At 68.8% G+C, this 21,863-nt stretch carries 19 protein-coding genes; 5 read left to right on the plus strand and 14 right to left on the minus strand.

Annotated features, from left to right (window positions below; translation table 11 throughout):
• Nucleotides 1-81: 81 nt before the first annotated feature.
• The 3 genes from AC0Z36_RS05315 to AC0Z36_RS05325 form a co-directional block, all read right to left on the minus strand.
• Complete coding sequence (locus AC0Z36_RS05315) at nucleotides 82-723, minus strand: response regulator (RefSeq protein ID WP_485461599.1); 642 nt, start codon at nucleotides 721-723, stop codon at nucleotides 82-84.
• A 32-nt stretch (nucleotides 724-755) separates the two neighbouring features.
• Entirely contained in the window at nucleotides 756-2,159 is a 1,404-nt protein-coding gene (locus AC0Z36_RS05320; protein WP_485461505.1) for a sensor histidine kinase, read from the minus strand.
• A gap of 88 nt (nucleotides 2,160-2,247) precedes the next feature.
• Nucleotides 2,248-3,540, minus strand: coding sequence for a TetR/AcrR family transcriptional regulator (locus AC0Z36_RS05325; protein WP_485461506.1), 1,293 nt, complete (start codon nucleotides 3,538-3,540; stop codon nucleotides 2,248-2,250).
• A 193-nt stretch (nucleotides 3,541-3,733) separates the two neighbouring features.
• Between AC0Z36_RS05325 and AC0Z36_RS05330 the strand changes: the two genes are divergently transcribed.
• Complete coding sequence (locus AC0Z36_RS05330) at nucleotides 3,734-4,894, plus strand: steroid 3-ketoacyl-CoA thiolase (protein ID WP_485461507.1); 1,161 nt, start codon at nucleotides 3,734-3,736, stop codon at nucleotides 4,892-4,894.
• 62 nt (nucleotides 4,895-4,956) lie between these two features.
• On the opposite strand, the gene AC0Z36_RS05335 is transcribed toward AC0Z36_RS05330, so the two are convergent.
• The 4 genes from AC0Z36_RS05335 to AC0Z36_RS05350 form a co-directional block, all read right to left on the minus strand.
• On the minus strand, nucleotides 4,957-5,100 hold the full coding sequence (locus AC0Z36_RS05335; RefSeq protein ID WP_485461508.1) for a hypothetical protein: 144 nt from the start codon (nucleotides 5,098-5,100) through the stop codon (nucleotides 4,957-4,959).
• A 246-nt stretch (nucleotides 5,101-5,346) separates the two neighbouring features.
• A complete protein-coding gene (locus AC0Z36_RS05340) occupies nucleotides 5,347-6,096 on the minus strand; it encodes an aggregation-promoting factor C-terminal-like domain-containing protein (RefSeq protein ID WP_485461509.1) in 750 nt (249 codons plus the stop codon).
• Between the two features lie 671 nt (nucleotides 6,097-6,767).
• On the minus strand, nucleotides 6,768-8,084 hold the full coding sequence (gene phoH2 / locus AC0Z36_RS05345; RefSeq protein WP_485461510.1) for an RNA 5'-3' helicase PhoH2: 1,317 nt from the start codon (nucleotides 8,082-8,084) through the stop codon (nucleotides 6,768-6,770).
• Nucleotides 8,085-8,444: 360 nt separating this feature from the next.
• On the minus strand, nucleotides 8,445-9,206 hold the full coding sequence (locus tag AC0Z36_RS05350; RefSeq protein WP_485461600.1) for an isoprenyl transferase: 762 nt from the start codon (nucleotides 9,204-9,206) through the stop codon (nucleotides 8,445-8,447).
• Between the two features lie 232 nt (nucleotides 9,207-9,438).
• Here AC0Z36_RS05350 and AC0Z36_RS05355 point away from each other — a divergent pair, with 232 nt between their 5' ends.
• Complete coding sequence (locus AC0Z36_RS05355; RefSeq protein WP_485461511.1) at nucleotides 9,439-10,740, plus strand: amino acid deaminase; 1,302 nt, start codon at nucleotides 9,439-9,441, stop codon at nucleotides 10,738-10,740.
• 95 nt (nucleotides 10,741-10,835) lie between these two features.
• Here AC0Z36_RS05355 and AC0Z36_RS05360 read toward each other — a convergent pair whose 3' ends face one another.
• A complete protein-coding gene (locus AC0Z36_RS05360) occupies nucleotides 10,836-12,656 on the minus strand; it encodes a phosphoenolpyruvate carboxykinase (GTP) (protein ID WP_485461512.1) in 1,821 nt (606 codons plus the stop codon).
• Nucleotides 12,657-12,902: 246 nt separating this feature from the next.
• On the opposite strand from AC0Z36_RS05360, the gene trhA reads away from it, so the two are divergent.
• The gene (trhA, locus tag AC0Z36_RS05365; protein WP_485461513.1) at nucleotides 12,903-13,568 is read left to right on the plus strand and encodes a PAQR family membrane homeostasis protein TrhA; all 666 of its coding nucleotides are present in this window, start codon (nucleotides 12,903-12,905) and stop codon (nucleotides 13,566-13,568) included.
• A 163-nt stretch (nucleotides 13,569-13,731) separates the two neighbouring features.
• Here the strand turns inward: trhA and AC0Z36_RS05370 are convergent, their stop codons facing one another.
• The 3 genes from AC0Z36_RS05370 to mca all read right to left on the minus strand — a co-directional run bounded on the left by AC0Z36_RS05370 (nucleotide 13,732) and on the right by mca (nucleotide 17,290).
• Complete coding sequence (locus AC0Z36_RS05370; RefSeq protein ID WP_485461514.1) at nucleotides 13,732-15,804, minus strand: thioredoxin domain-containing protein; 2,073 nt, start codon at nucleotides 15,802-15,804, stop codon at nucleotides 13,732-13,734.
• A 50-nt stretch (nucleotides 15,805-15,854) separates the two neighbouring features.
• Nucleotides 15,855-16,142 (minus strand): hypothetical protein, encoded by a 288-nt coding sequence (locus tag AC0Z36_RS05375; protein WP_485461515.1) that lies wholly within the window; start codon nucleotides 16,140-16,142, stop codon nucleotides 15,855-15,857.
• 251 nt (nucleotides 16,143-16,393) lie between these two features.
• The gene (gene mca, locus AC0Z36_RS05380) at nucleotides 16,394-17,290 is read right to left on the minus strand and encodes a mycothiol conjugate amidase Mca (protein ID WP_485461516.1); all 897 of its coding nucleotides are present in this window, start codon (nucleotides 17,288-17,290) and stop codon (nucleotides 16,394-16,396) included.
• Nucleotides 17,291-17,442: 152 nt separating this feature from the next.
• Between mca and AC0Z36_RS05385 the strand changes: the two genes are divergently transcribed.
• Complete coding sequence (locus AC0Z36_RS05385; RefSeq protein ID WP_485461517.1) at nucleotides 17,443-17,868, plus strand: DUF4307 domain-containing protein; 426 nt, start codon at nucleotides 17,443-17,445, stop codon at nucleotides 17,866-17,868.
• A 225-nt stretch (nucleotides 17,869-18,093) separates the two neighbouring features.
• A complete protein-coding gene (gene greA / locus AC0Z36_RS05390) occupies nucleotides 18,094-18,591 on the plus strand; it encodes a transcription elongation factor GreA (RefSeq protein ID WP_485461518.1) in 498 nt (165 codons plus the stop codon).
• Nucleotides 18,592-18,706: 115 nt separating this feature from the next.
• Here the strand turns inward: greA and AC0Z36_RS05395 are convergent, their stop codons facing one another.
• The 3 genes from AC0Z36_RS05395 to ilvA form a co-directional block, all read right to left on the minus strand.
• Nucleotides 18,707-19,534: an ABC transporter permease gene (locus AC0Z36_RS05395; protein WP_485461519.1), complete on the minus strand. Its 828-nt coding sequence runs from the start codon at nucleotides 19,532-19,534 to the stop codon at nucleotides 18,707-18,709.
• Nucleotides 19,531-20,511 carry an ATP-binding cassette domain-containing protein gene (locus AC0Z36_RS05400; protein ID WP_485461520.1) on the minus strand — a complete coding sequence of 327 codons (981 nt, stop codon included), beginning with the start codon at nucleotides 20,509-20,511 and terminating at the stop codon, nucleotides 19,531-19,533. Before AC0Z36_RS05400 ends, AC0Z36_RS05395 begins: the two co-directional genes overlap by 4 nt.
• Before the next feature lie 119 nt (nucleotides 20,512-20,630).
• Nucleotides 20,631-21,857 carry a threonine ammonia-lyase gene (gene ilvA, locus AC0Z36_RS05405; RefSeq protein WP_485461521.1) on the minus strand — a complete coding sequence of 409 codons (1,227 nt, stop codon included), beginning with the start codon at nucleotides 21,855-21,857 and terminating at the stop codon, nucleotides 20,631-20,633.
• Between the last annotated feature and the right edge of the window lie 6 nt (nucleotides 21,858-21,863).

The following is a 21,863-nucleotide window of genomic DNA, read 5'->3' on the forward strand; positions in this document are numbered from 1 at the left end:
CGAACCCAAGACAAAAAAGCCTTTCGCGTACGGAATTCCGTACGCGAAAGGCTTTTTTCTTTTCCGGCGATGAAAACCGCGTCAGTCCCGCAGATAGGCGAGGACCGCGAGCACCCGTCGGTGGGTGTCGTCCGCCGGCGGCAGGTCGAGCTTCGAGAAGATGTTGCCGATGTGCTTACCGACCGCGGCGTCACTGATCGTCAGCAGCCGGGCGATGGCTGCGTTGGAGTGCCCTTCGGCGATCAGCCCGAGGACCTCGCGCTCCCGGGGGCTGATGCGCTCAAGGGGGTCGCGCCGGCGGCGCAGGAGCTGGCGTACGACCTCGGGGTCGATGACCGTGCCGCCCGCCGCGACCCGGCCCAGGGCGTCGACGAACTCCTCGACGTCGCCGACCCGTTCCTTCAGCAGGTAGCCGACGCCCGTTCCGTCCCCTGAGTCCAGGAGGTCGGCGGCGTAGGCCCGCTGGATGTACTGGCTGAGCACGAGGATCGGCAGCGCGGGCCACTGTTTGCGCAACTCCACGGCGGCGCGCAGGCCTTCGTCGGTGAAGCCGGGGGGCATGCGCACGTCGGTGACGACGATGTCCGGCTGGAGATCTTCCACGGCGACCATGAGTGACGGGGCGTCACCGACGGCGGCGACCACATCGTGGCCGAACCGGGCGAGCAGGCTGACAAGGCCCTCACGCAGGAGGACGGAGTCCTCGGCGAGGGCCACCCGCAGGCCCGGACTTTTGTCCGACTTCGGTTCAGGCGTCAGGATTTCAGCGGTTTCTTCCCGCCGCGCGGGAACCCGCGTCCCGTCCGGGAGCGGAACGTAGCCGCCGGTGTTCGTGGACAAGGGATCTCCAGGCGCAGCAGTGTGGGCCCGCCGACCGGGCTGGACAGGGACAGTTTGCCATCCACGGCGGCCAACCGGTCGGCCAGTCCGGCGATTCCCGTCCCCGCGTTGATGTCCGCGCCGCCGACACCGTTGTCGGTCACCGCAAGAAGAAGCTTTCCGTCGTGTACGGATCCGCTGATGCCGGCCCGGTCCGCTCCACTGTGCCGGGCGATGTTCGCCAACGCTTCGCAGATCGCGAAGTAGGCGGCGGTCTCGATGTGTTCGGGCAGCCGACCGGGCAGGTCGAGGTGCACGTCCACGGGGATCGGTGAGCGGTCCGCGAGGTCCGCGAGGGCGTCCGGGAGGCCGCGGTCGGTGAGGACCTGCGGGTGGATGCCCTGGATCAGGTCGCGGAGGTCCTGGAGCGCGGCTTTGGCCTCCCCGTGGGCCTGGGCGAGGGCCGGAGCGAGGGGCGTCTCGGCGGCGTCGAGGCGGGCCAGGCCGAGGGACATGCTGAGGGAGACCAGGCGCTGTTGCGCGCCGTCGTGCAGGTCGCGTTCGATGCGGCGGCGTTCGACCTGGATGGAGTCGACGATGCGGGCCCGGGAGCGGTTCAACTCCTGGACGCGTTCGCCCAGTTCGTCGGCCCCCGGGGCGAGGATGAGCCGGGTGAGGGCGGTCCGGGCGACGGTGTAGGCGGTCATCGCGTACACGCCGACGGGCAGTGCGAGGAGGCCGAGCACGGACACGGTCCAGGCCTGGGAGTAGGTCGTTACGTTGATCAGGACATCCACCGCGCCGTCACTGGCTCCGGCGAGGAGGGCCGGTGCGGCGATCATCATCACCGGCAGAGTCACGGTGAGTCCGATCACAAAGAGGTCGGCGATCCACAGGCCGCAGGTGAACAGGGCGGCGTAGCCCAGCTCCCGCCAGGTGGCGGCTTCGTGGAAGCGTGCCTTGGACCACGCCCAGATCCCGCGGTCGGCGACGGGCCGGTGCGGGTTGGGGATGGGGTCGTCGTCGACGAGTCGCAGGCGGCGGCGTTCGAAGGAGCCGATCGGGATACCGCAGAAGATGTGGGCAGCGACGAGCGGCAGTCCGATGAGCAGGAACGCGAGGATGACGGAGACGACCAGGCTGACGAACAGGATGAGCAGTACGGACAGGCCGGCGACGACTCCGCTGAGCAGGTAGACGAAGGACCGCCAGGGCCAGGCGGTACGGAGGAAATCGCGGCGGAGGAGGGCTTGGCGGAGCGCCCCTGCGGACGGTTGGCCGCTGTCGGGACCGGCGCCGGGGACGGCTTCTGGGGCTGCGGTGTCCTCTGGTGTGGTCATGGGGAAACCCTAGGTCTCCGGCGGGGTCGCCCGGCATGGGCCACAGGCCACTTCGCAGGTAGGGCAGGCCCTACCTGCCGCACGGCCGTCAGCACCTGGCCCCGAGGCCGCCGAGCAGCACTTCCACGTACAGTGCCCCGACGTCGGGTACGCCGTACGCCCGGAAGGTGGCGCCGCCGACGGTGACGGCCGTACGGATGACCCGGTGGGTGAACAGCGGGTCGAGGCCGGCCGGGAACACGCCGGCCCGGACGCCTTCGCGCAGGGTCTGGGTCCAGCGGTCGGCCAGGGCCCGCCGCCGGCCCGCGAGTTCCTGCCGGGACAGCTCGTTGACCAGGAGCACGGTGGACATGCCCCGGTCGGCCAGGGCCGCGGCGGTGCAGCCGATGAGGCCGCGCACCTGGTCGACAGGGGCTTTCGTGGCGCTCAACTCCCGGTCGAACTCGACGGTCAGATCGTCGAGGAAGCCGCCGAGAAGGTCGGTGAGCAGTCGCTCCTTGGAGCCGATGTGGTGGTTGAGGCTGCCGGGCGGCACCTGGGCGGCGTCGGCGATCTGCCGGACCGTGGTGGCCGAGTAGCCCTGTTTGGCGAACAGCAGTCCGGCGGCGGCCTTGATCCGGTCGCGGGCGTCGACGCCGTGCCCGGCGGCGAGGCTCCGGACCTCCCCTGGCACAACGTTGACGCCCGCGGCGAGCACCGTGTCGCCGGGCCGGGCGTGGCGGGCCGGGCCGAGCAGCGCGCCGATGTCACCGCGGAGGTGCCGGTCCGGGCGGGTCAGGCCGTCGACGAACAGGCCCACGACGGCGTGGGCCGCCTCAGCGGGCCCGTAGGGACCGTCCGTGCGGTACCAGTGCGCCATGCCCCACACGGTGGTCTGGAGCAGCTGGCACAGCACGGCCGGGTTCAGGTCGCGGCGCAGCCGCCCCCGGTCGACGCCGTCCTGGAGGACCCCGGCCCATAAGGAAGCGGCGCTGCGGGTGTGGTCGGCGAGCCGGCTGTAGTACGCGGTGTCGCGCAGCCGGCGGGATTCGCCGACGACCACGATCGCCGCGTCCGGGTTGCGCCCGATGACTTCCAGGGTGCCGCGGACCAGTCCGCACAGGGCGGTGACCGGTTCGCGCCGGGCGGCCAGTTCGGCTTGGTGACGGGTGGTCACTTCGCTGAAGAAGTCCTCCACGATCTGGAGCAGGATCGATTCCTTGGAGGGGAAGTGGTGGTAGAGACTGCCGGACAGTAGTTCGGCGGCGTCGGCGATCTGCCGGACCGTCGTGCCGCTGTACCCATGTCTGGCGAACAGCGCCCCGGCCTGTCTCAGGATCAACTCGCGCCGGTCGAGCGAGCGATCTAAGTCACGTTCCGCACCGGCTCCGTCGCTGATCACGTCGTCAGATTATCGGGTGCGCAGATCTGGACCAACCCGCTCGATACCGAAAGCCAAAACGGGACTGACGGGCATTCACGCCGGGTCGGACATTGCCCACCGGGCCCGCCTGGCTTACCGTGAAGCGACTATATCCTTGACACAGGCAAGTTAACCGCCCGGCTCGCTGCCGGGCAGGCTGGAGCACCCGCCCATGGGCAACCCCGTACTCGTAGAAGCCGTCCGCTCCCCCATCGGCAAGCGCAACGGCGTACTCGCCGGACTGCACCCGGTCCAGCTCCTCTCCCAGGTACAGCGCGCCGTCGTCGACCGGTCCGGAATCGACCCGGACCTCATCGACCAGGCCATCGGCGGCTGTGTGACCCAGGCCGGCGAGCAGTCCGGCGACATCGTCCGGCACTCCTGGCTGTACGCCGGGCTCCCGCACCGCACCGGCGGCACCACCATCGACTGCCAGTGCGGCTCGGCCCAGCAGTCCGTCCACCTGATCGCCGGACTGATCGCCACCGGCGCCATCGACGCGGGCGTCGCGTGCGGCATCGAATCGATGAGCCGCAACCCGCTGGGCCACACGGCCAAACCCGGCCAGAAGTCCAAGCCCGCCGACTGGGCGATCGACCTCCCCGACCAGTTCACCGCCGCCGAGCGGATCGCCCAGCTGCGCGGCATCACCCGCGCCGACGTGGACGCGCTGGGCGTCCGCTCCCAGGCCAACGCCAAGCGCGCCTGGGCGGAGGGCCGCTTCGACTCGCAGATCGCCGCGATCGAAGCCCCCGTGCTCGACGCCGAAGGGCAGCCCACCGGCGAGACCCGGACGGTCACCGTGGACCAAGGCCTGCGGGACACCACGCTGGAGTCCCTGGCCAGGCTCAAGCCCGTACACCCGCAGGGCATCCACACCGCGGGGAACTCCTCGCAGATCTCCGACGGCGCCGCCGCGGTCCTGCTCATGGACGAGGACCGGGCCCGCGAGCTCGGCCTGACCCCCCGCGCCCGGATCGTGAGCCAGTGCCTCGTCGGTTCAGACCCCTACCTGCACCTGGACGGGCCCAACGACGCCACCGAGCGGCTGCTGAAGCGCTCAGGCATGTCACTTGCCGACATGGACCTGGTCGAGATCAACGAGGCCTTCGCCTCGGTCGTGCTGTCCTGGGCGCAGGTCCAGAAGGCCGACATGGACAAGGTCAACGTCAACGGCGGCGCGATCGCCCTGGGCCACCCGGTGGGCTCCACCGGCGCCCGGCTGCTCACCACCGCGCTGCACGAGCTGGAGCGCCAGGACAAGCAGTTCGCCCTGGTGACCATGTGCGCGGGCGGCGCGAACGCGTCCGGCACGATCATCGAGCGGATCTGACAAGTCTTCGTAGATATCTGATGCGACCGCTTTCCTGCCGTACGGGATAGCGGTCGCATCACTTATGCGTCCTGGTACATCCGCTCAAGGTCCACCAACTCCACATCACCCCGGGCCGCCGCGTCACGGAATTTGAACGGACGGACCACCAGCTCAAGGACGGCCCGGCCACGCAGCGGGGCGTCCCCTCCCGGAAGCTGGGCCATGGTGGTCAGCGCGCTGCCGCACAGGATCAGGCGGGTACACGTCTTCTCCTTGGCGAACCAGAGGGGGCTCAGCGCCTGCTGAAGGTAGGAAGGCAGCGCAGGCGCCGTGGAGACGAGATAGGGGAATCCGTCGATGACAACCGGAACGGCCTCCTGCTCGCCGATCAGGCGAATAACGACTGCGACCCCGCACCTCCGGAACGGAGGGGCGGGGTCGCAGCGCGTCAGAGTTCAATCAGGTACGGCTCAGTACCAGTGGTGCGACTGCCAGAACGACCACGCGCCACAGGGACTGTCGTAGCGCTCGTTCATGTAGTCCAGGCCCCACTTGATCTGCGTGGCCGGGTTCGTGCGCCAGTCAGCGCCCGCCGTGGCCATCTTGCTGGCAGGCAGTGCCTGGACGAGGCCGTAGGCCCCGGAGGACTTGTTCGTGGCCCTGGGGTTCCAGCCGCTCTCGCGCTCCACGATGTTGGAGAAGCACTGGAACTGCGTGGCGTTCATCATCGACTTGGCGATGGCCTTGGGGTCGCCCGTGGTGAGCTCAAGCCGCTCGTTGCTGCGGCTGGCCCGCTCCTCGTTGGCGTCCTTCTCGGCCTTCTCAGCCTTGGCCTTGGCGTCGGCTTCAGCCTTCGTCTTGGCCTTGGCGTCGGCTTCAGTTTTCGTCTTGGCGTCGGCCTCAGCCTTCGCCTTGGCGTCGGCCTCCTGCTGGGCCTTGAGCTTCGCGGCCTCTTCGGCCGCGACGCGCTGCGCCTCGTCGAAGGAGGCCTTCTGCGCGTCGGCCTGCTGCGTGATGCCCTGGGTCAGCGTCTCGGCCTGCGCCTTGGCCGGGGCCGCGAGCAGCAGGGTTGAGGTGGAGGCGGCGGATGTGCTCGCCGTGTCGATCGTGTCCGGCTCGGCCGCCGAAACGCCCGCGCCGCTGATACCTACGACAGCGCCGACGGCGGTGACGGCAGTCGCGGATGCGACAGCAATGCCTCTGACTGAAACCCGGCTCACACATGTTCCTTCCGACTTCACCGTCCGCCTTATCAAGGGCGTCCGACGAGGCTGTACCCCGGTCTCCAGCCGCCCATCAGTCATCGATGAACCACTTCGGCCCGGGGCCTCCCGGTTCGGGAAGTAGTTCGGGCGGCGTACGGGCGCCGGCCGGATCCGCGTGCATGGAAACAGTCACGATGATCCGAGCGGGTGCCCGGGGAACCGGGCCGCACGTCGCCACGTCCGTTATGTACGAGGTTCCGTACATCCGTCCGGGTTACATACGTTGCCGTACGCGGGGTCTTACAAGCCCTGAAGCCTGCCTCAGCGCAAACCGCTTAGCAAATCCCTACAGGTGTGGCCTAAATCACATCAGGGCTCCCGTCGGCAAAGTCCTCATCCGTCGGACGGGACCCTGTGGTGCGCATTACTGTTTACCGTTTTCGCAGGTCGCGCCCCCGGAGCAGAACAAACACGGAAAACCTCAGAACATTCGGGCGTACGGTGAACCGGGACTTAAGCCCCCATTCCGCACAGTCATTCGACCAGCGGAATGTGAGCTGGAACACCTGCTTCTACCGGACCTCCGGCCCGCGTGCACCTGGAGCAGAACGAACGGACCTGACCGCCCGAACGACCGGGCGGACAGGTCCGTAGTCCCTTGCGGGTGAATCCGCGGGGCAAAAGCGTCAGCCCGGCAGGTCCTCCAGCATCTCGGTCACCAGCGCGGCGATCGGGGAGCGCTCCGACCGGGTCAGCGTCACGTGCGCGAACAGCGGGTGGCCCTTGAGCTTCTCCACCACCGCCACAACACCGTCGTGCCGCCCCACCCGCAGGTTGTCCCGCTGCGCCACATCGTGGGTCAGCACCACCCGGGAGTTGCTGCCGATCCGGGACAGCACCGTCAGGAGCACGTTGCGCTCCAGTGACTGCGCCTCGTCCACGATCACGAACGCGTCATGCAGCGACCGGCCGCGGATGTGCGTCAGCGGCAGCACCTCGAGCATGCCCCGGGCGATGATCTCGTCGATGACCTCCTTGGTCGTCAGCGCGGACAGCGTGTCGAACACCGCCTGCGCCCACGGGCTCATCTTCTCGCCCTCGCTACCGGGCAGGAAGCCCAGTTCCTGGCCGCCGACGGCGTACAGCGGACGGAACACCATCACCTTGCGGTGCTGGTTGCGTTCCAGGACCGCCTCCAGGCCCGCGCACAGCGCCAGCGCGGACTTGCCGGTGCCGGCCCGGCCACCCATCGACACAATGCCGATCTCCGGGTCGAGGAGCAGGTCCAGGGCGATCCGCTGCTCGGCACTGCGGCCCCGCAGCCCGAACGCCTCCCGGTCGCCGCGCACCAGCTTGACCTGCTTGTCCGGCATGACCCGCCCCAGGGCCTTGCCGCGCTCGGAGATCAGCGTCAGCCCGGTGTGGCAGGGCAGCTCAGCCGCCGCTGTGATCCGGACCTTCTCGTTATCGAACAGGTCGTCGATCTCGTCGGCGTCCACCTGGAGCTCGGCCATACCGGTGTAGCCGGTCGTGTGCACCAGCTCCGCGCGGTACTCCTCGGCTTTGAGGCCCACCGCGGAGGCTTTGATGCGCAGCGGCACGTCCTTCGACACCAGGGTGATGTCGCGCCCCTCGGCCTGCAGGTTGCGGGCCACGGTCAGGATGCGGCTGTCGTTGTCGCCGAGCCGGAAGGCCGACGGGAGGATCGCCGGGTCACTGTGGTTGAGCTCGACCCGCAGGGTTCCCCCCACCTCGCCGATCGGCACCGGCTGGTCGAGGCGCCCGTGTTCGACCCGCAGGGAGTCGAGCATGCGCAGCGCGTGCCGGGCGAAGTAGCCGAGTTCCGGGTGGTCCCGCTTGGCCTCCAGCTCGGTGATCACGACCACCGGCAGGACCACCTCGTGCTCGTCGAACCGCAGGATGGCGGACGGGTCAGCCAGCAGCACGCTGGTGTCCAGGACGTAAGTGCGGTGCTGCTGAGCACGGCGGTTGTTCGTGGTCACGGAGAGCGTCGCCCCCTCTTTCAAGGCGCGCACACCGACGCCCTGATCGGTCCCGTTTTTCCGGTGACGCCCCAGAGCCGGGTGGCCGGTCCTGTCCAATCCGCTGCCGGGGCCGCTGTTCCGGGCGGGGCTTGTGCGCCTTTTCCGGTGCGGCTTGCTGGCAGCGCGGGCGTTCCGGGCGGATGACGGGATGTCACCCGCGGTGCGAGTCGCCAGGGCTGGTGTCCGAGTCGGCTCGCAACGGTTATGCCCTCCGGTCGGGCAATCGACACAATCGGCTCGATCTTGCGGACCGTGTTTCTCTCCACACCGGACAACGCGTCAGAAAACCTGGGCCAGGAAACCCGTGACCGGAAAACCTCAGACGCCGTAGCGGCGGTTCCGGATCGCGTAGTTCCGCAGCGCGCGCAGGAAGTCCACCTTGCGGAAGTCCGGCCAGAAGGCCTCGCAGAAGTAGAACTCCGAATGCGCGCTCTGCCACAGCAGGAAGCCGGACAGGCGCTGTTCGCCGGATGTACGGATGACCAGGTCGGGATCGGGCTGACCGCGGGTGTAGAGGTGTTCGGCGATGTGCTCCACGTCGAGGGCTTCGGCCAGTTCCTCGATGGTGGTGCCCTTGCCGGCCTGCTCCTGGAGCATCGACCGGACCGCGTCGGCGATCTCCCGCCGGCCGCCGTAGCCGACCGCCACGTTGACCATGACGCCGTCGATGTCCGCCGTGGATGCGGCGGCCTCCTTGAGCACCTGCGCGGTGTGCGCGGGCAGGAGGTCGAGGGCGCCCACCGGGTTGACCCGCCAGCGGCGGGCCGCGGCCAGGTCGTGGACGGCGTTCTCGATGATGCCCATCAGCTCGGCGAGCTCATCGGCTGGGCGGTTGAGGTTGTCCGTGGACAGCAGCCACAGGGTGACCAGCTCGGTGCCTACCTCTTCGCACCAGCCGAGCATCTCGTGGATCTTGTCGGCACCCTTGCGGTGCCCTTCGGCGGGCTGTTCGCCGTAGGCCTTGGCCCAGCGCCGGTTGCCGTCGAGGATGACTCCGACGTGCCGGGGGATCGCTGTCCGGTCGAGCTTTGCTTCGACGCGACGTTCATACACGCCGTAAATGAGGTCCCGCAGGCCCATCTTCACCTGCTCCTCCGTCGTAGGGGTCACCGACCGCGGGATCAGCAGCTTCCTGCCGTGCGATCGACCGCGTCCAGAACCCTACTCCCGGTTACGCCCCTCCTGGAATCGCGGAATCGGCAGGATCTGGTGAAGAAGTGGTGAATCGGCACACAATTGACCTGGGGATCGAGAGATGACAGCGAAAAATGTCACGGACAGTAGCCGAGCACCGCGTGATCCGGTGCCTGTTGTGCCGGGTCCACCGCCGGAACCAGCCACATCGGCCGCGCTGGCCGCGCTGGCTGACGAACCGGTGGACTTCCGGTTCAAGGGCCTGCCGCCTGCCGCCGACGGCCGCACGGTCGGCGAGCTGACCGCCGACCGCCTCAACCTGTTCGACGACGGCTTCAGCACTCCTGTCCTGACGCTTGACTCGGACGCGCTCGAACACAACCTGCGGACCATGGCCGACTGGACCGCCGGGCACGGGTTCGCCTTCGCGCCGCACGGCAAGACCACGATGGCCCCGCAACTGTTCGCCCGGCAACTGGCGTACGGCGCGTGGGGCATCACCGCCGCGACACCGCACCATGTGCGGGTGTACCGGGCGTTCGGCGTGCGGCGTGTCTTTCTGGCCAATCAGCTCGTCGACCGGGCCGCGCTGGCCTGGCTCGCCCGGGAGCTGACAGCCGACCCGGACTTCCGGTTCGTCTGTTACGTCGACTCGGTCGCCGGGGCGAACATGATGGACAGCGGACTGGCGGCTGCGCGCTTCCGTGGCACGGTCGACGTGGTGGTCGAACTGGGCTCCCCCGGCGGCCGGACCGGATGCCGCACTCCTGCCGCAGCCTTCGAAGTGGCCTGTGTAGTCGAGGAGATGCCGACGCTGAACCTCGTCGGAGTCGCCGGTTACGAGGGCGCGCTGGTGCACGACGCCCGGCCCGAGTCACTGGCGGCCGTACGCGACTGGACCCGGGACCTCGCCCGGACCGCGGAACTCATCGGCCGGGAGCTTGTCCCCGACACCGACGAATTCATTGTCAGCGCGGGCGGCAGCTCGTTCTTCGACGTCGTCGCGGAGGTCCTGGACCGTGAGCTGAAGCTGGACCAGCCTGTCTTGAAACTGCTGCGCAGCGGTGCCTACATCGGCCATGACGACGGGTTCTACGAAACCGTCACACCATCGGGCCGTACGGGTGAAGCGCGACTGCGGCCGGCGCTGCGGCTGTGGGCACAGGTGCTGTCCCGGCCTGAGCCTGGCCTTGCCCTGTTGAACGCGGGCAAGCGGGACGTCGGCTGCGATCTGGGGCTGCCCGTGCCCTTGTCCGTCCGTACGGTCGGCGGCTCGGCCCGGAAGGCCGACGGGCTGACGGTGACGGCGCTGGCCGACCAGCACGCGTTCGTCCGGCTGGTCGACGGCGCGGAGCTCGGGGTGGGCGATCTGGTGTGCCTGGGGGTGTCTCACGCGTGTACGACGTTCGACCGCTGGCAGCTGATCCCGGAGGTCGCCGGGGACGGCACCGCCGTGGGGTACATCCGTACGTTCTTCTGACTGGTCTTGACCTGCCCTGGCTGGTCTCAACCCACTGAGGCCCCGACGGTGTGACACCGCCGGGGCCTCAAAGGTCAATAATCAAGCGTCAGACGTCACGCCTCAAGACGCGCGACCAGTGCGCGGTACTCGTCCCACAGGGCTTCCGGAGTGTGGGTGCCGAACTTCTCCAGGTGCTCCGGGATCAGTGCGGCCTCCTGCTTCCAGATCTCCTTGTCGACCGTGAGCAGCAGCTCCAGGTCGGCGTCGGAGAGGTCAAGGCCCTTGAGGTCGAGGGCCTCCTGGGTGGGGAGCACGCCGATCGGCGTGGTGACACCGTCGGCGAGGCCTTCCAGACGCTCGACGATCCACTTGAGCACCCGGGAGTTCTCCCCGAAGCCCGGCCACACGAACTTGCCGGCCGCGTCCTTGCGGAACCAGTTCACGTAGTAGATCTTCGGGAGCTTGTCCGCGTCCGTCGCCTGGCCGACCTTCAGCCAGTGCGCCATGTAGTCGCCCATGTTGTAGCCGCAGAACGGCAGCATGGCGAACGGGTCGCGGCGCAGCTCGCCGACCGTGCCCTCGGCAGCCGCCGTCTTCTCGGAGGCGACGTTCGCCCCGAGGAAGACGCCGTGCTGCCAGTCGAAGGACTCGGTGACCAGCGGCACCGCGGTGGCGCGGCGACCGCCGAACAGGATGGCCGAGATCGGCACTCCCGCCGGGTCCTCCCACTCGGGAGCGATGATCGGGCACTGCGACGCCGGCACGGTGAAACGGGCGTTCGGGTGGGCCGCCGGGGTCGTGGACTCCGGGGTCCAGTCGTTGCCCTTCCAGTCGATGAGGTGGGCGGGCGGAGTCTTGGTCATGCCCTCCCACCACACGTCACCGTCGTCGGTGAGCGCCACGTTGGTGAAGACCGAGTTTCCCCACATGGTCTTCATCGCGTTGGCGTTCGTGTCGTCGCCGGTGCCCGGAGCGACACCGAAGAAGCCGGCCTCCGGGTTGATGGCGTACAGCCGCCCGTCCGCGCCGAAGCGCATCCAGGCGATGTCGTCACCGATCGTCTCGACCTTCCACCCCGGCACCGTCGGCACCAGCATGGCCAGGTTCGTCTTACCGCAGGCCGACGGGAAGGCCGCGGCGACGTACTTGGGCTCGGCGCCGGTCGGCGGGGTGAGCTTGAGGATGAGCATGTGCTCGGCGAGCCAGCCCTCGTCGCGTGCCATGACCGACGCGATGCGCAGGGCGTAGCACTTCTTGCCCAGGAGGGCGTTGCCGCCGTAGCCCGAGCCGAAGGACCAGATCTCGCGGTCCTCCGGGAAGTGCGAGATCCACTTCTCGGTGTTGCACGGCCACGGCACGTCGGATTCGCCTTCGGCCAGGGGTGCACCGAGGGTGTGCACCGCCTTCACGAAGTCGCCGTCGGTGCCGAGGATGTCCAGTACGGCTTGACCCATGCGGGTCATGGTGCGCATCGACACCGCGACGTACGCGGAGTCGGTGATCTCCACGCCGTACGCGGACAGCGGTGAGCCCAGCGGGCCCATGCAGAACGGCACCACGTACATGGTGCGGCCCTTCATGGAGCCGGCGAAGATCCCACTGAACTTGGCCCGCATGTCGGCAGGAGCCATCCAGTTGTTGGTCGGGCCGGCGTCCTCCTGCTTCTGCGAGCAGATGAACGTCCGGTCCTCTACACGTGCGACGTCCCGAGGGTCGGAAGCCGCGTAGTAGCTGTTCGGACGCTTGTCCTGGTTGAGCCGCTTGAAGGTGCCCTTGTCCACAAGCAGCTCGGCGAGGCGGTTGTACTCCTCGTCGGTTCCGTCGCACCACTCGATGCGGTCAGGCTGGGTGAGTTCGGCGACCTCACCCACCCAGTCGATCAGCTGTCGGTGTTTCGTCGGGGCTTTGTCCAGGTCGAGAGCCTCGTACGCCACGATCGCTCCATTTCGCGCCGGGGACGGCGAGCCCCCGGCGTCGGGGGTTGAGGGTTGCCCGGAGTGTAACGCGCTCACCTGTTAGTGGTCTTCGTCGGGATTCCCCGAACCCTGATATCGCGTCACGAACCCGGGCGGATGCCCCAAGGTTTCCCGTATCGTTCCGGGTTGACGCGCATTCCCGGGTGATGCTCTTCACCTTTTACTTGCCGGTAACTTACGGTTCCGTAAGTACACTGTCGGACTATGAGCATCGACATGCATGCCCCTCTGGCTGCATTGCAGCCACTGAAGCCCAAACTCCGTGGCTGGCTGCACGCCGGGACCTTCCCGTTCGCAGTGGCCGCCGGCATCGTGCTGATCTGCCTGGCACCGTCCGGCAAGGCCCGGATCGCCAGTGTGGTGTTCGCGGTCAGCGCGGCGCTGCTCTTCGGCACCTCCGGCATCTACCACCGGGGAAACTGGGGCCCGCGCGGCGAAGCGATCCTCCGCCGCCTCGACCATGCCAACATCTTCCTGATCATCGCGGGCACCTACACGCCGTTCGCGGTGCTCATGCTGGACGAGGACTCTCCGCTGCTCTGGGTGGTCTGGTCCGGCGCGATCGGCGGAATCCTCTTCCGGGTCTTCTGGATCGGCGCGCCCCGCTGGCTCTACACGCCCATCTACCTGGGCCTGGGCTGGGCCGCGGTGTTCTACCTGCCGGAGTTCCTGCACAAGGGCGGCGTCGCCGTCCTGGTCCTCATCGCCACCGGCGGCATCCTCTACAGCCTGGGCGCGGTCGTGTACGGCCTCAAGCGCCCTAACCCGTCCCCGAAGTACTTCGGCTTCCACGAGGTCTTCCACGCGTTCACGCTCGCCGCGTTCATCTCGCACTACATCGCGGTGTCGCTGGTGGTCTACAGCTCCTGACCCGGGCTCCAAGCAAACGGCCCGGGGCCGCCGACCGTCGCTTCGCTCCGGTCGTCGCCCTGGGGCCGGTTGCGTCGCCCGAAAAGCTGCCGCCTCCAGCCGCGCTCCTCGCTTCGCCCGTCGCCTTACGGAGCGACTACTCGTCGCCCCGCGAGGCGGACCACTACTCCGTCACCCGGGACCCGACCTGGGCGGCCAACTCCGCGGGGTCCGTCACCGGGGCCCGGCAGGTGAAGTGCCGGCAGACGTAGGCCGCCGGCTTCCCGTCCTGCACGGTCCGGTCGTTCAGCAGCGCCACCCGCGGCTCGTCACCGTCGGTGTCGTTGACCGCCACCACCACGCCCGGCGAGGTCGCCATCAGGGCCGTACGCCGCAGTGCCCGCGTCGCCGGGTCACCGGCCGGGCCGACCACCGCGATCTCCACGGGGCCCTCGTGCCACGCCTCAGCCACCGCCAAGCCCCAACCCATCGCCCTGGGTGCCTGCTGGCCGACCGTACGGGCGATACCCAGGGCCCTCCCCGCAGCCTCCCGGTGCTCCGTGGAGCCGGTGTAGGCCGCGTACGTGAGCAGGGCCCCGGCGGCGGCGTTCCAGCCGGACGGGGAGGCGTTGTCCATCGGGTCCTGCGGGCGGCGGAACAACTCCTCGGCGTCGTCCGCCGTGTCGTACAGCGCGCCGCGCTCGTCGGCGAAGTGGGACAGCACCACGTCGAGCAGCACACCCGCGAAGGTCAGCCAGTCGTCGGCCCCCGTCACCGCGTACAGCGCCAGGAACCCCTCGGCGACGTCACCGTAGTCCTCCAGAACCCCGGCGCTGGTTCCCTGCCTGCCGTCCTTGGACGTCCGTACGAGACGGTCTCCGTGCTCGTCCGTGCCCAGGTGCAGCGCGATCAGCAGGTCACCGGCCCCGACCGCGGCGTCCACCAGGTCGTCGCGCTCGAACAACGCCCCCGCCTCGGCCAGCGCGGCGATCGCCAGGCCGTTCCACGCCGCGACGACCTTGTCGTCACGACCAGGGCGCGGACGCAGCTCACGGGCCGCACAGAGGCGTTGCCGCACATCGGCGAAGCGTTCAGTGTCCTTGGGGTCTTCGAGGAGCTGGAGTACGGATTTCCCCCCGCGGCCCTGGCCGCTGTGGACAGAGTCGAAGGTGCCCTCGTCGGTGACGTTGAACACCCCCGCCGCCCACGCGCCGTCCACCGGGCCGAGCACCTCGGCCAGTTCGTCCGGCGTCCAGGCGTAGAACGCACCTTCGTGGCTGTGCCCGGTCGAGTCGAGACTGTCCGCGTCGAGAGCGGAGGCAAAACCGCCTTCGGGCGTACGGAGTTCCCGCAGCAGGAAGTCCGCGGTCTCCAGCGCGACCCGGCGGGCCAGCTCATCGCCGGTGGACCGCCACAGGTGGGTGTAGACCCGCAGGAGCAGGGCGTTGTCGCTGAGCATCTTCTCGAAGTGCGGGACGATCCAGTCGGCGTCCACGCTGTAACGCGCGAACCCGCCGCCCAGTTGGTCGTAGATGCCGCCACGGGCCATGTGTTCACACGTACGCGCGGTCATTTCCAAGGCCGCCTCGGACCCCGTGCGCGCATGGTGCCGCAGCAGGAACTCCAGGACCATCGACGGCGGGAACTTCGGCGCGGTGCCGAACCCGCCGCGCAGGTCGTCATGGCCGCGGGCCAGCGCGAGCAGCGCGTTGTGCAGTTCGGGGGCGGCCGGCGGAATCTCGCCGATGAGGCTGTCGCGCGGGGCGTTCAACTGCCCGGCGACCCGGGCCCCCGCCGCCTCGATCTCCCCCTGGCGCTCCGCCCACGAGCGGGCGACCGCCTCCAGGAGCTCCCGGAAGGACGGCAAGCCGCCGCGCGAGGTCGGTGGGAAGTACGTACCGCAGTAGAACGGCGAACCGTCCGGGGTGCAGAACACCGTCATCGGCCAGCCGCCGGAGCCGGTCATCGCGACCGTGGCCTCCATGTAGACGGCGTCCACGTCCGGGCGTTCCTCGCGGTCCACCTTGATCGCCACGAAGTGCTCGTTGAGGTAGGCGGCGAGTGCCTCGTCCTCGAAGCTCTCATGCGCCATCACGTGACACCAGTGGCACGCGCTGTAGCCCACGCTGAGGAAGACCGGGACGTTGCGCCGCTCCGCTTCCGCGAACGCTTCGTCGCACCACGGCCACCAGTCGACGGGGTTGTCCGCGTGCTGCAACAGATAGGGCGAGGTGGAATCCGCGAGTCGATGCGCCATAGGCGACATCCTCGCAGGGTCCACCCCGCCCACAAGCTGTGCCGGGTGCTTCAGGCCGTGGAGCCGTTGTGCTCCTTGGGCTGATCCGTCGCCTTCGTCGCTTCCACCAGCTCTTCGGCCGTCGCTTCGGCCGTCTCTTTAGTTGTTGTTTTGACAACAGGGGCCTTCGGCGCCTTGGTGTCCTTCTCCACGAAGTCCACCTTGCCCATCCGCTTCCGCATCGAGCTCATCAGAAGCCACAGGGCGACGCCGAGGAACGCGACCATGCAGAACCCGAGGAGCCCGGGGCTGACCTTGCTGTCCTCGACTGCAAGCTGCACCAATGCGCCCGACATCATGTCTTTCCTCCTGAGACCCGCGGAGCCGCCTCCGCTGGAGTCTCCAGAATGACACGGTCGGATTCACAAACGCACACGCGGTGTGCCGCCGTCCGGGTCAGGCGTCGACGCGCGCCCCCAACCCCGAACTCTTCCCGCCCGGGGGACGACCCCCGTACCCCCGGAGTGACTGCGTCAGGCGTCGACGCGCGCCCCCAACCCCGAACTGTTCCCGCCCGGGGGACGACCCCCGTACCCCCGGAGTGACTGCGTCAGGCGTCGACGCGCGCCCTCAGCCCCGAGAAGAGGTCGTCCTCCGGCAGGTCGGTGTCCACCAGTGAACGGGCCAGCTCGAAGTCCTCCGTCGGCCAGGCCTCCTGCTGGAGATCCATCGGCACCAGGAACCAGAAGCCGTCCGGGTCGATCTGGGTGGCGTGCGCGAGCAGCGCCTCGTCCCGGGTCGGGAAGTACTCGCCGCAGGGCACCCTGGTGGTGATCTCCCGGAGCGGGTGCTCGGACTTCTCCCAGCGCTCCAGCCAGTCGCCGTACGGCGACTCCAGGCCGCGGGACAGCATCGCCTCGTGGAGCGCGATCGTCCGCCCCTGGTTGAAGCCCTGGTTGTAGTAGAGCTTCATCGGCTGCCACGGCTCGCCGGACTCCGGATAGGCGTCCGGGTCACCGGCGGCGTCGAACGCGACCATCGTGATCTTGTGGGTCATGATGTGGTCCGGGTGCGGGTAGCCGCCGTTCTCGTCGTACGTCGTGATGACGTGCGGACGGAACTCGCGGATCAGCCGGACCAACGGCTCAGCGGCCTCGGCCACGTCCAGCACGGCAAAACAGCCGTCCGGCAGCGGCGGCAGCGGATCGCCCTCGGGCAGCCCGGAGTCCATGAAGCCCAGCCAGGCCTGCTTCACGCCCAGGATGCGCCGCGCCTCGTCCATCTCCTTGCGGCGCACCTCGATGATGTTCGCCAGGATCTCGGGGTCGTCCTGCAGCTTCGGGTTGAGCACGTCACCGCGCTCACCGCCGGTGCAGGTCGCCACCAGGACGTCGACCCCTTCGGCGACATACCGGAGCATGGAAGCCGCACCCTTGCTGGACTCGTCGTCCGGGTGCGCATGCACCGCCATCAGCCGAAGCTGTCCGCCACGCTCGTCAGTACTCATCACAACACCCACTGGACCGGTAGCTCCCCATATTCTTCACGCTCTCCCGAGTGCCGGGCGGGCGCGCTTGGCACCCGACCTATAGTGGCCGAAGCAGCCCGCCCGTACTAAAGCAAGCACCAGGCGCACCCCCCGCAGCTAGGAGAGCACCCGTGAGCCAGTCGTCCGAGCCGGGTATCCACCTCGCCGACGAGCGGTACGGCGGCCGTGGCAACACGGCTGGGGCCGAGGACGCCCGGAAGGACCGGACGCTGCGTATCGCTGCTGTCGTCTTCTTTGTGCTGCTGGTCGCCGGAACGGTCTGGATCGGCTTGTTCCAGACGAACCAGGAAGCACGCGGGAGTATTCCGCGTTTCGAGATCACCTCGGACCGGACGATGGAAGCCCGGGTCGAGATGGACAAGAAGAGCGGCCAGGAAGTCGTGTGCGTGCTGCGGTCCCGCGGCACCGACGGCACCGAGGTCGGCCGCAAGGAGATCCGCTTCGCGCCCGGCCAGTCCAAGATCGTCCGTACGGAGACCCTGCAGACCACCGCCCGTGCGGTCACCGCGGAGCTCGACGGCTGCCACGCTGTGTGAGCAGCAGCGTGAGCAGTGGACCGCGACCGGGAACCGACGCTCTCCGGAGCGCCGGGCCCGACTTCATCCGACCGGCGGCTCACACCCCGGATAGCCGCCGGACGTTGTTACGCTCGCACCTTCGTCCTCTCACAGGCCGGGTCGTCCCAGTAACTCCGGTGAGAGGACGATTGGCATATCTGCGAGTCTGTGCCTGTTACAGCCACGATTCACCAAGGAGCACCCGTGACCCAGACCAGCGAAACCGTCACCTGGCTGACCCAGGAGGCGTACGAACGGCTCCAGGCTGAGCTGGCGGACCTGTCTGGCCGCGGCCGATCCGAGATCGCCGTGAAGATCGAGGAAGCCCGCTCCGAGGGCGACCTCAAGGAGAACGCCGGCTATCACGCGGCCAAGGAGGAGCAGGGCAAGATGGAGCTGCGCATCCGCCAGCTCGTCGGCCTGCTCGACACCGCGCAGGTGGGCGAGGCCCCCGCTGACAACGGCATCGTCACCCAGGGCATGGTCGTCACCGTCGTGTTCGCCGGCGACGAGGACGACAGCCTGACCTTCCTGCTCGGGTCCCGGGAGGACGCCGCCTCGTCGATCGAGGTGTACTCCCCCAAGTCCCCGCTGGGCCACGCCATCTTGAACAAGAAGGTCGGCTCCTCGGGCACGTATGAGCTGCCCAACGGTAAGAAGATGACCGTCAAGATCACCTCGGTCAAGCCGTACGCGGTCTGACCTGACACACGAAGGCCCCGGTGCCGTCCACTGCGGACGGCACAGGGGCCTTCGTCGTGCGCGGTGGCTACCGCACGCGCCCCTGGCAGCAGGTCATGGCCCGCTGATCCCCGGCTCAGTTTGTGACGTTGCGGTATTTGCGCACCGCGAGCGGTGCGAAGACCACGATGATCAGCAGGGACCAGAGCAGTGACACCAGGACTGAGTGCTGCATCGGCCAGGAGTGGTTCGTCTCCCCGACCGGGTTGCCGAACAGTTCCCGGACGGCCTGGACCGTGGCACTGATCGGATTCCAGTCGGCCACCACCTTCAGCCCGCCGGGCAGGTCAGTGGACTGCACGAAGGCGTTCGACAGGAACGACAGCGGGAAGAGCCAGATGATCCCGGCCGAGCTGGCCGCTTCCACGGTCTTCACCGACAGGCCGACGAACGCGCCGATCCAAGTGAACGCGTAGCCGAGCAACAGCAGGAGGAGTACAGCCAGCAGGGCCTTGGGGAAGCCCTCCCGGATCCGCCAGCCGACGATCAGGCCGCACAGGCCCATCACCACCATCGCGACGGCCGTCTGGGCGAGGTCGGCGATGGTCCTGCCCGCGAGCACCGCGGACCGGGCCATGGGCAGCGAGCGGAACCGGTCGATGGCCCCCTTGCTCATGTCGGTGACGAGGCCGATCGACGTTGACGCGGTGGCGAAGGAGACCGTCTGCGCGAAGATGCCGGCCATCAGGAACTCGCGGTAGGCCGGGGCCCCGCCGGGGATCTTGATCGCGCCGCCGAAGACGTACGCGAACAGCAGCACGAACATGATCGGCTGGATGAGCGCGTACACGATCATGTCCGGCTGGCGCATCATCCGCAGCAGGTTGCGGCGGATCATGACCGTCGTGTCGCGGACCGGGTTGCCGGGCCGGGTCTCCATCGCGGTGTGCGTGGTGGTGGTCATCGCTCCCCCTCCTCGGCCGGCGCGTCTTCCAGGTCTTCCGCGCGGTGCCCGGTCAGTGACAGGAACACCTCGTCGAGGGTGGGCCTGCGCAGCCCGATGTCGTCGATCTCCACGCCCCGCTGGTCGAGTTCGCGGATGACGTCGGCGAGCAGCCGCGCGCCGCCGTGCACCGGGACGGTGATCCGGCGGAGGTGCTCCTGGACCTGCGGCTGTCCGTCGCCGCAGTGGAAGGCCAGGGCCGCCACCGCGTCGGAGAGCCGCGCGCCTTCGCGGATGACCACTTCGATGCGCTCTCCGCCGACCTGGGACTTCAGCTGGTCGGAGCTGCCCCGGGCGATGATCTTGCCGTGGTCGACCACCGCGATGGTGTCGGCGAGCCGGTCGGCCTCTTCGAGGTACTGCGTGGTGAGCAGCACCGTGGTGCCGTCCTGCACGAGTTTGGCGATGACGTCCCACAGGTCGAGCCGGCTGCGCGGGTCGAGCCCGGTGGTCGGTTCGTCGAGGAACAGCACCGGCGGTCTGGCGACGAGGGTGGAGGCCAGGTCGAGGCGGCGGCGCATGCCGCCGGAGTAGGTCCTGGCGGTGCGGTCGGCGGCGTCGGCGAGCCGGAACTCCGCGAGGAGTTCACCGGCCCGGGCCTTGGCGTCACTGGTGCGCAGGCCGTACAACTCGCCGATCATGCGCAGATTCTCACGCCCCGTCAGGTACTCGTCGACCGCGGCTGCCTGCCCGGAAAGTCCGATCATGCGGCGGACCTGCTGCGGCTTCGTGAGCACGTCGATCCCGGCGACCCGGGCGCTGCCCGAATCGGGCTGGAGCAGGGTGGCCAGCACCCGCACGATGGTGGTCTTCCCGGCGCCGTTGGGGCCGAGCAGCCCGAGTACGGTCCCGGTGGGCACGTTGATGTCGACGCCGTCGAGCGCCGTCACCTTGCCGAAGGTTTTGATCAGCGCCTCAGCGACGATCGCGTCTTCCATAAGTGGGTTTCACTCCCCGTAGGTATGCCCCGTTTTCTGCGACCCGGCTGACGATGCCCCGCTGAGTACCCGGTCCGCGACCGGTTAAGCGGGTTGTGAGCCATACGGGAACACCGGGGTCAGCTCACAGTGACTATGAAACCGGCCTTCTCCAGGGACTGCACGACGTTCTGGCAGTGCTCGGGGCCTTTTGTCTCCAGCTGGAGTTCGACCTCGGCCTCGCCGAGCCGCAGCCGGGAGTCCGTGCGGCCGTGGACGACGTCGACCACGTTGGCGTCGGCGTTCGCGAGCTCCGTCAGCAGGGTGGCGAGCGCGCCGGGGCGGTCCGGGATGCGGACGTACAGGCGCAGGTAGCGACCTGCCGAGGCGAGGCCGTGGCGCAGCACGCGGAGCATGAGGAGCGGGTCCACGTTGCCGCCGGAGAGGACTGCGACCACCGGGCCCTCGAAGGTGCCTGGGGCAGCTTCGATCAGGGCGGCGACGGAGGCCGCGCCGGCCGGTTCGACAACCAGCTTCGCGCGTTCCATGCACAGCAGCAAGGCCTGGGACAGCGATTCCTCGCTGACCGTCCGGACTCCGTCGCACAGGGCGTGGATCAGTTTGAACGGGACCAGGCCGGGGCGGCCTACGGCGATCCCGTCGGCCATGGTGGACACCGACGAAAGGGTCACCAGGTCGCCGGACTCCAGTGAGGGCGGGTAGGCGGCGGCCGAGGCGGCCTGGACGCCGATCACCTGGACGTCTGGGCGCAGGGCCTTGACCGCGACGCCGATGCCCGCCAGCAGTCCGCCGCCGCCGGTGCCGACGAGGATCGTCCTGACCTCCGGGCACTGTTCGAGGATCTCCAGGCCGACGGTGCCCTGCCCGGCGATGATGTCCGGGTGGTCGAACGGGTGGATGAACACGGCGCCGGTCGCGTCGGCGTACTCCTGCGCTTCGATGAGCGCCTGGTCGACGGTGTGCCCGGTCAGCCGCACCTGTGCGCCGTAGCCCTGGGTGGCGGCGACCTTGGGCAGCGGTGCGCCGACGGGCATGAAGACCGTGGATTCGACGCCGAGCAGCCGGGCGGCCAGGGCCACGCCCTGCGCGTGGTTCCCGGCGGAGGCGGCGACTACGCCGCGGGCGCGGTCGGCGGTGCTGAGGCCCGCGATGCGGGTGTACGCGCCGCGGAGCTTGAAGGAGCCGGTGCGCTGGAGGTTCTCGCACTTGACGAACACCGGGCCACCGGTGCGCTCGGTCAGCGCCCGGAAGTCTTTGAGCGGCGTCGTGCGGACGATGTCCGACAGGAGCGCGCGGGCGCGCCGGATGTCCTCGAGGGTTACGGAGGGGGCGGGCGAGGTGCTCATGGAATG

This window comes from Kitasatospora sp. UYEF31, assembly GCF_057291755.1.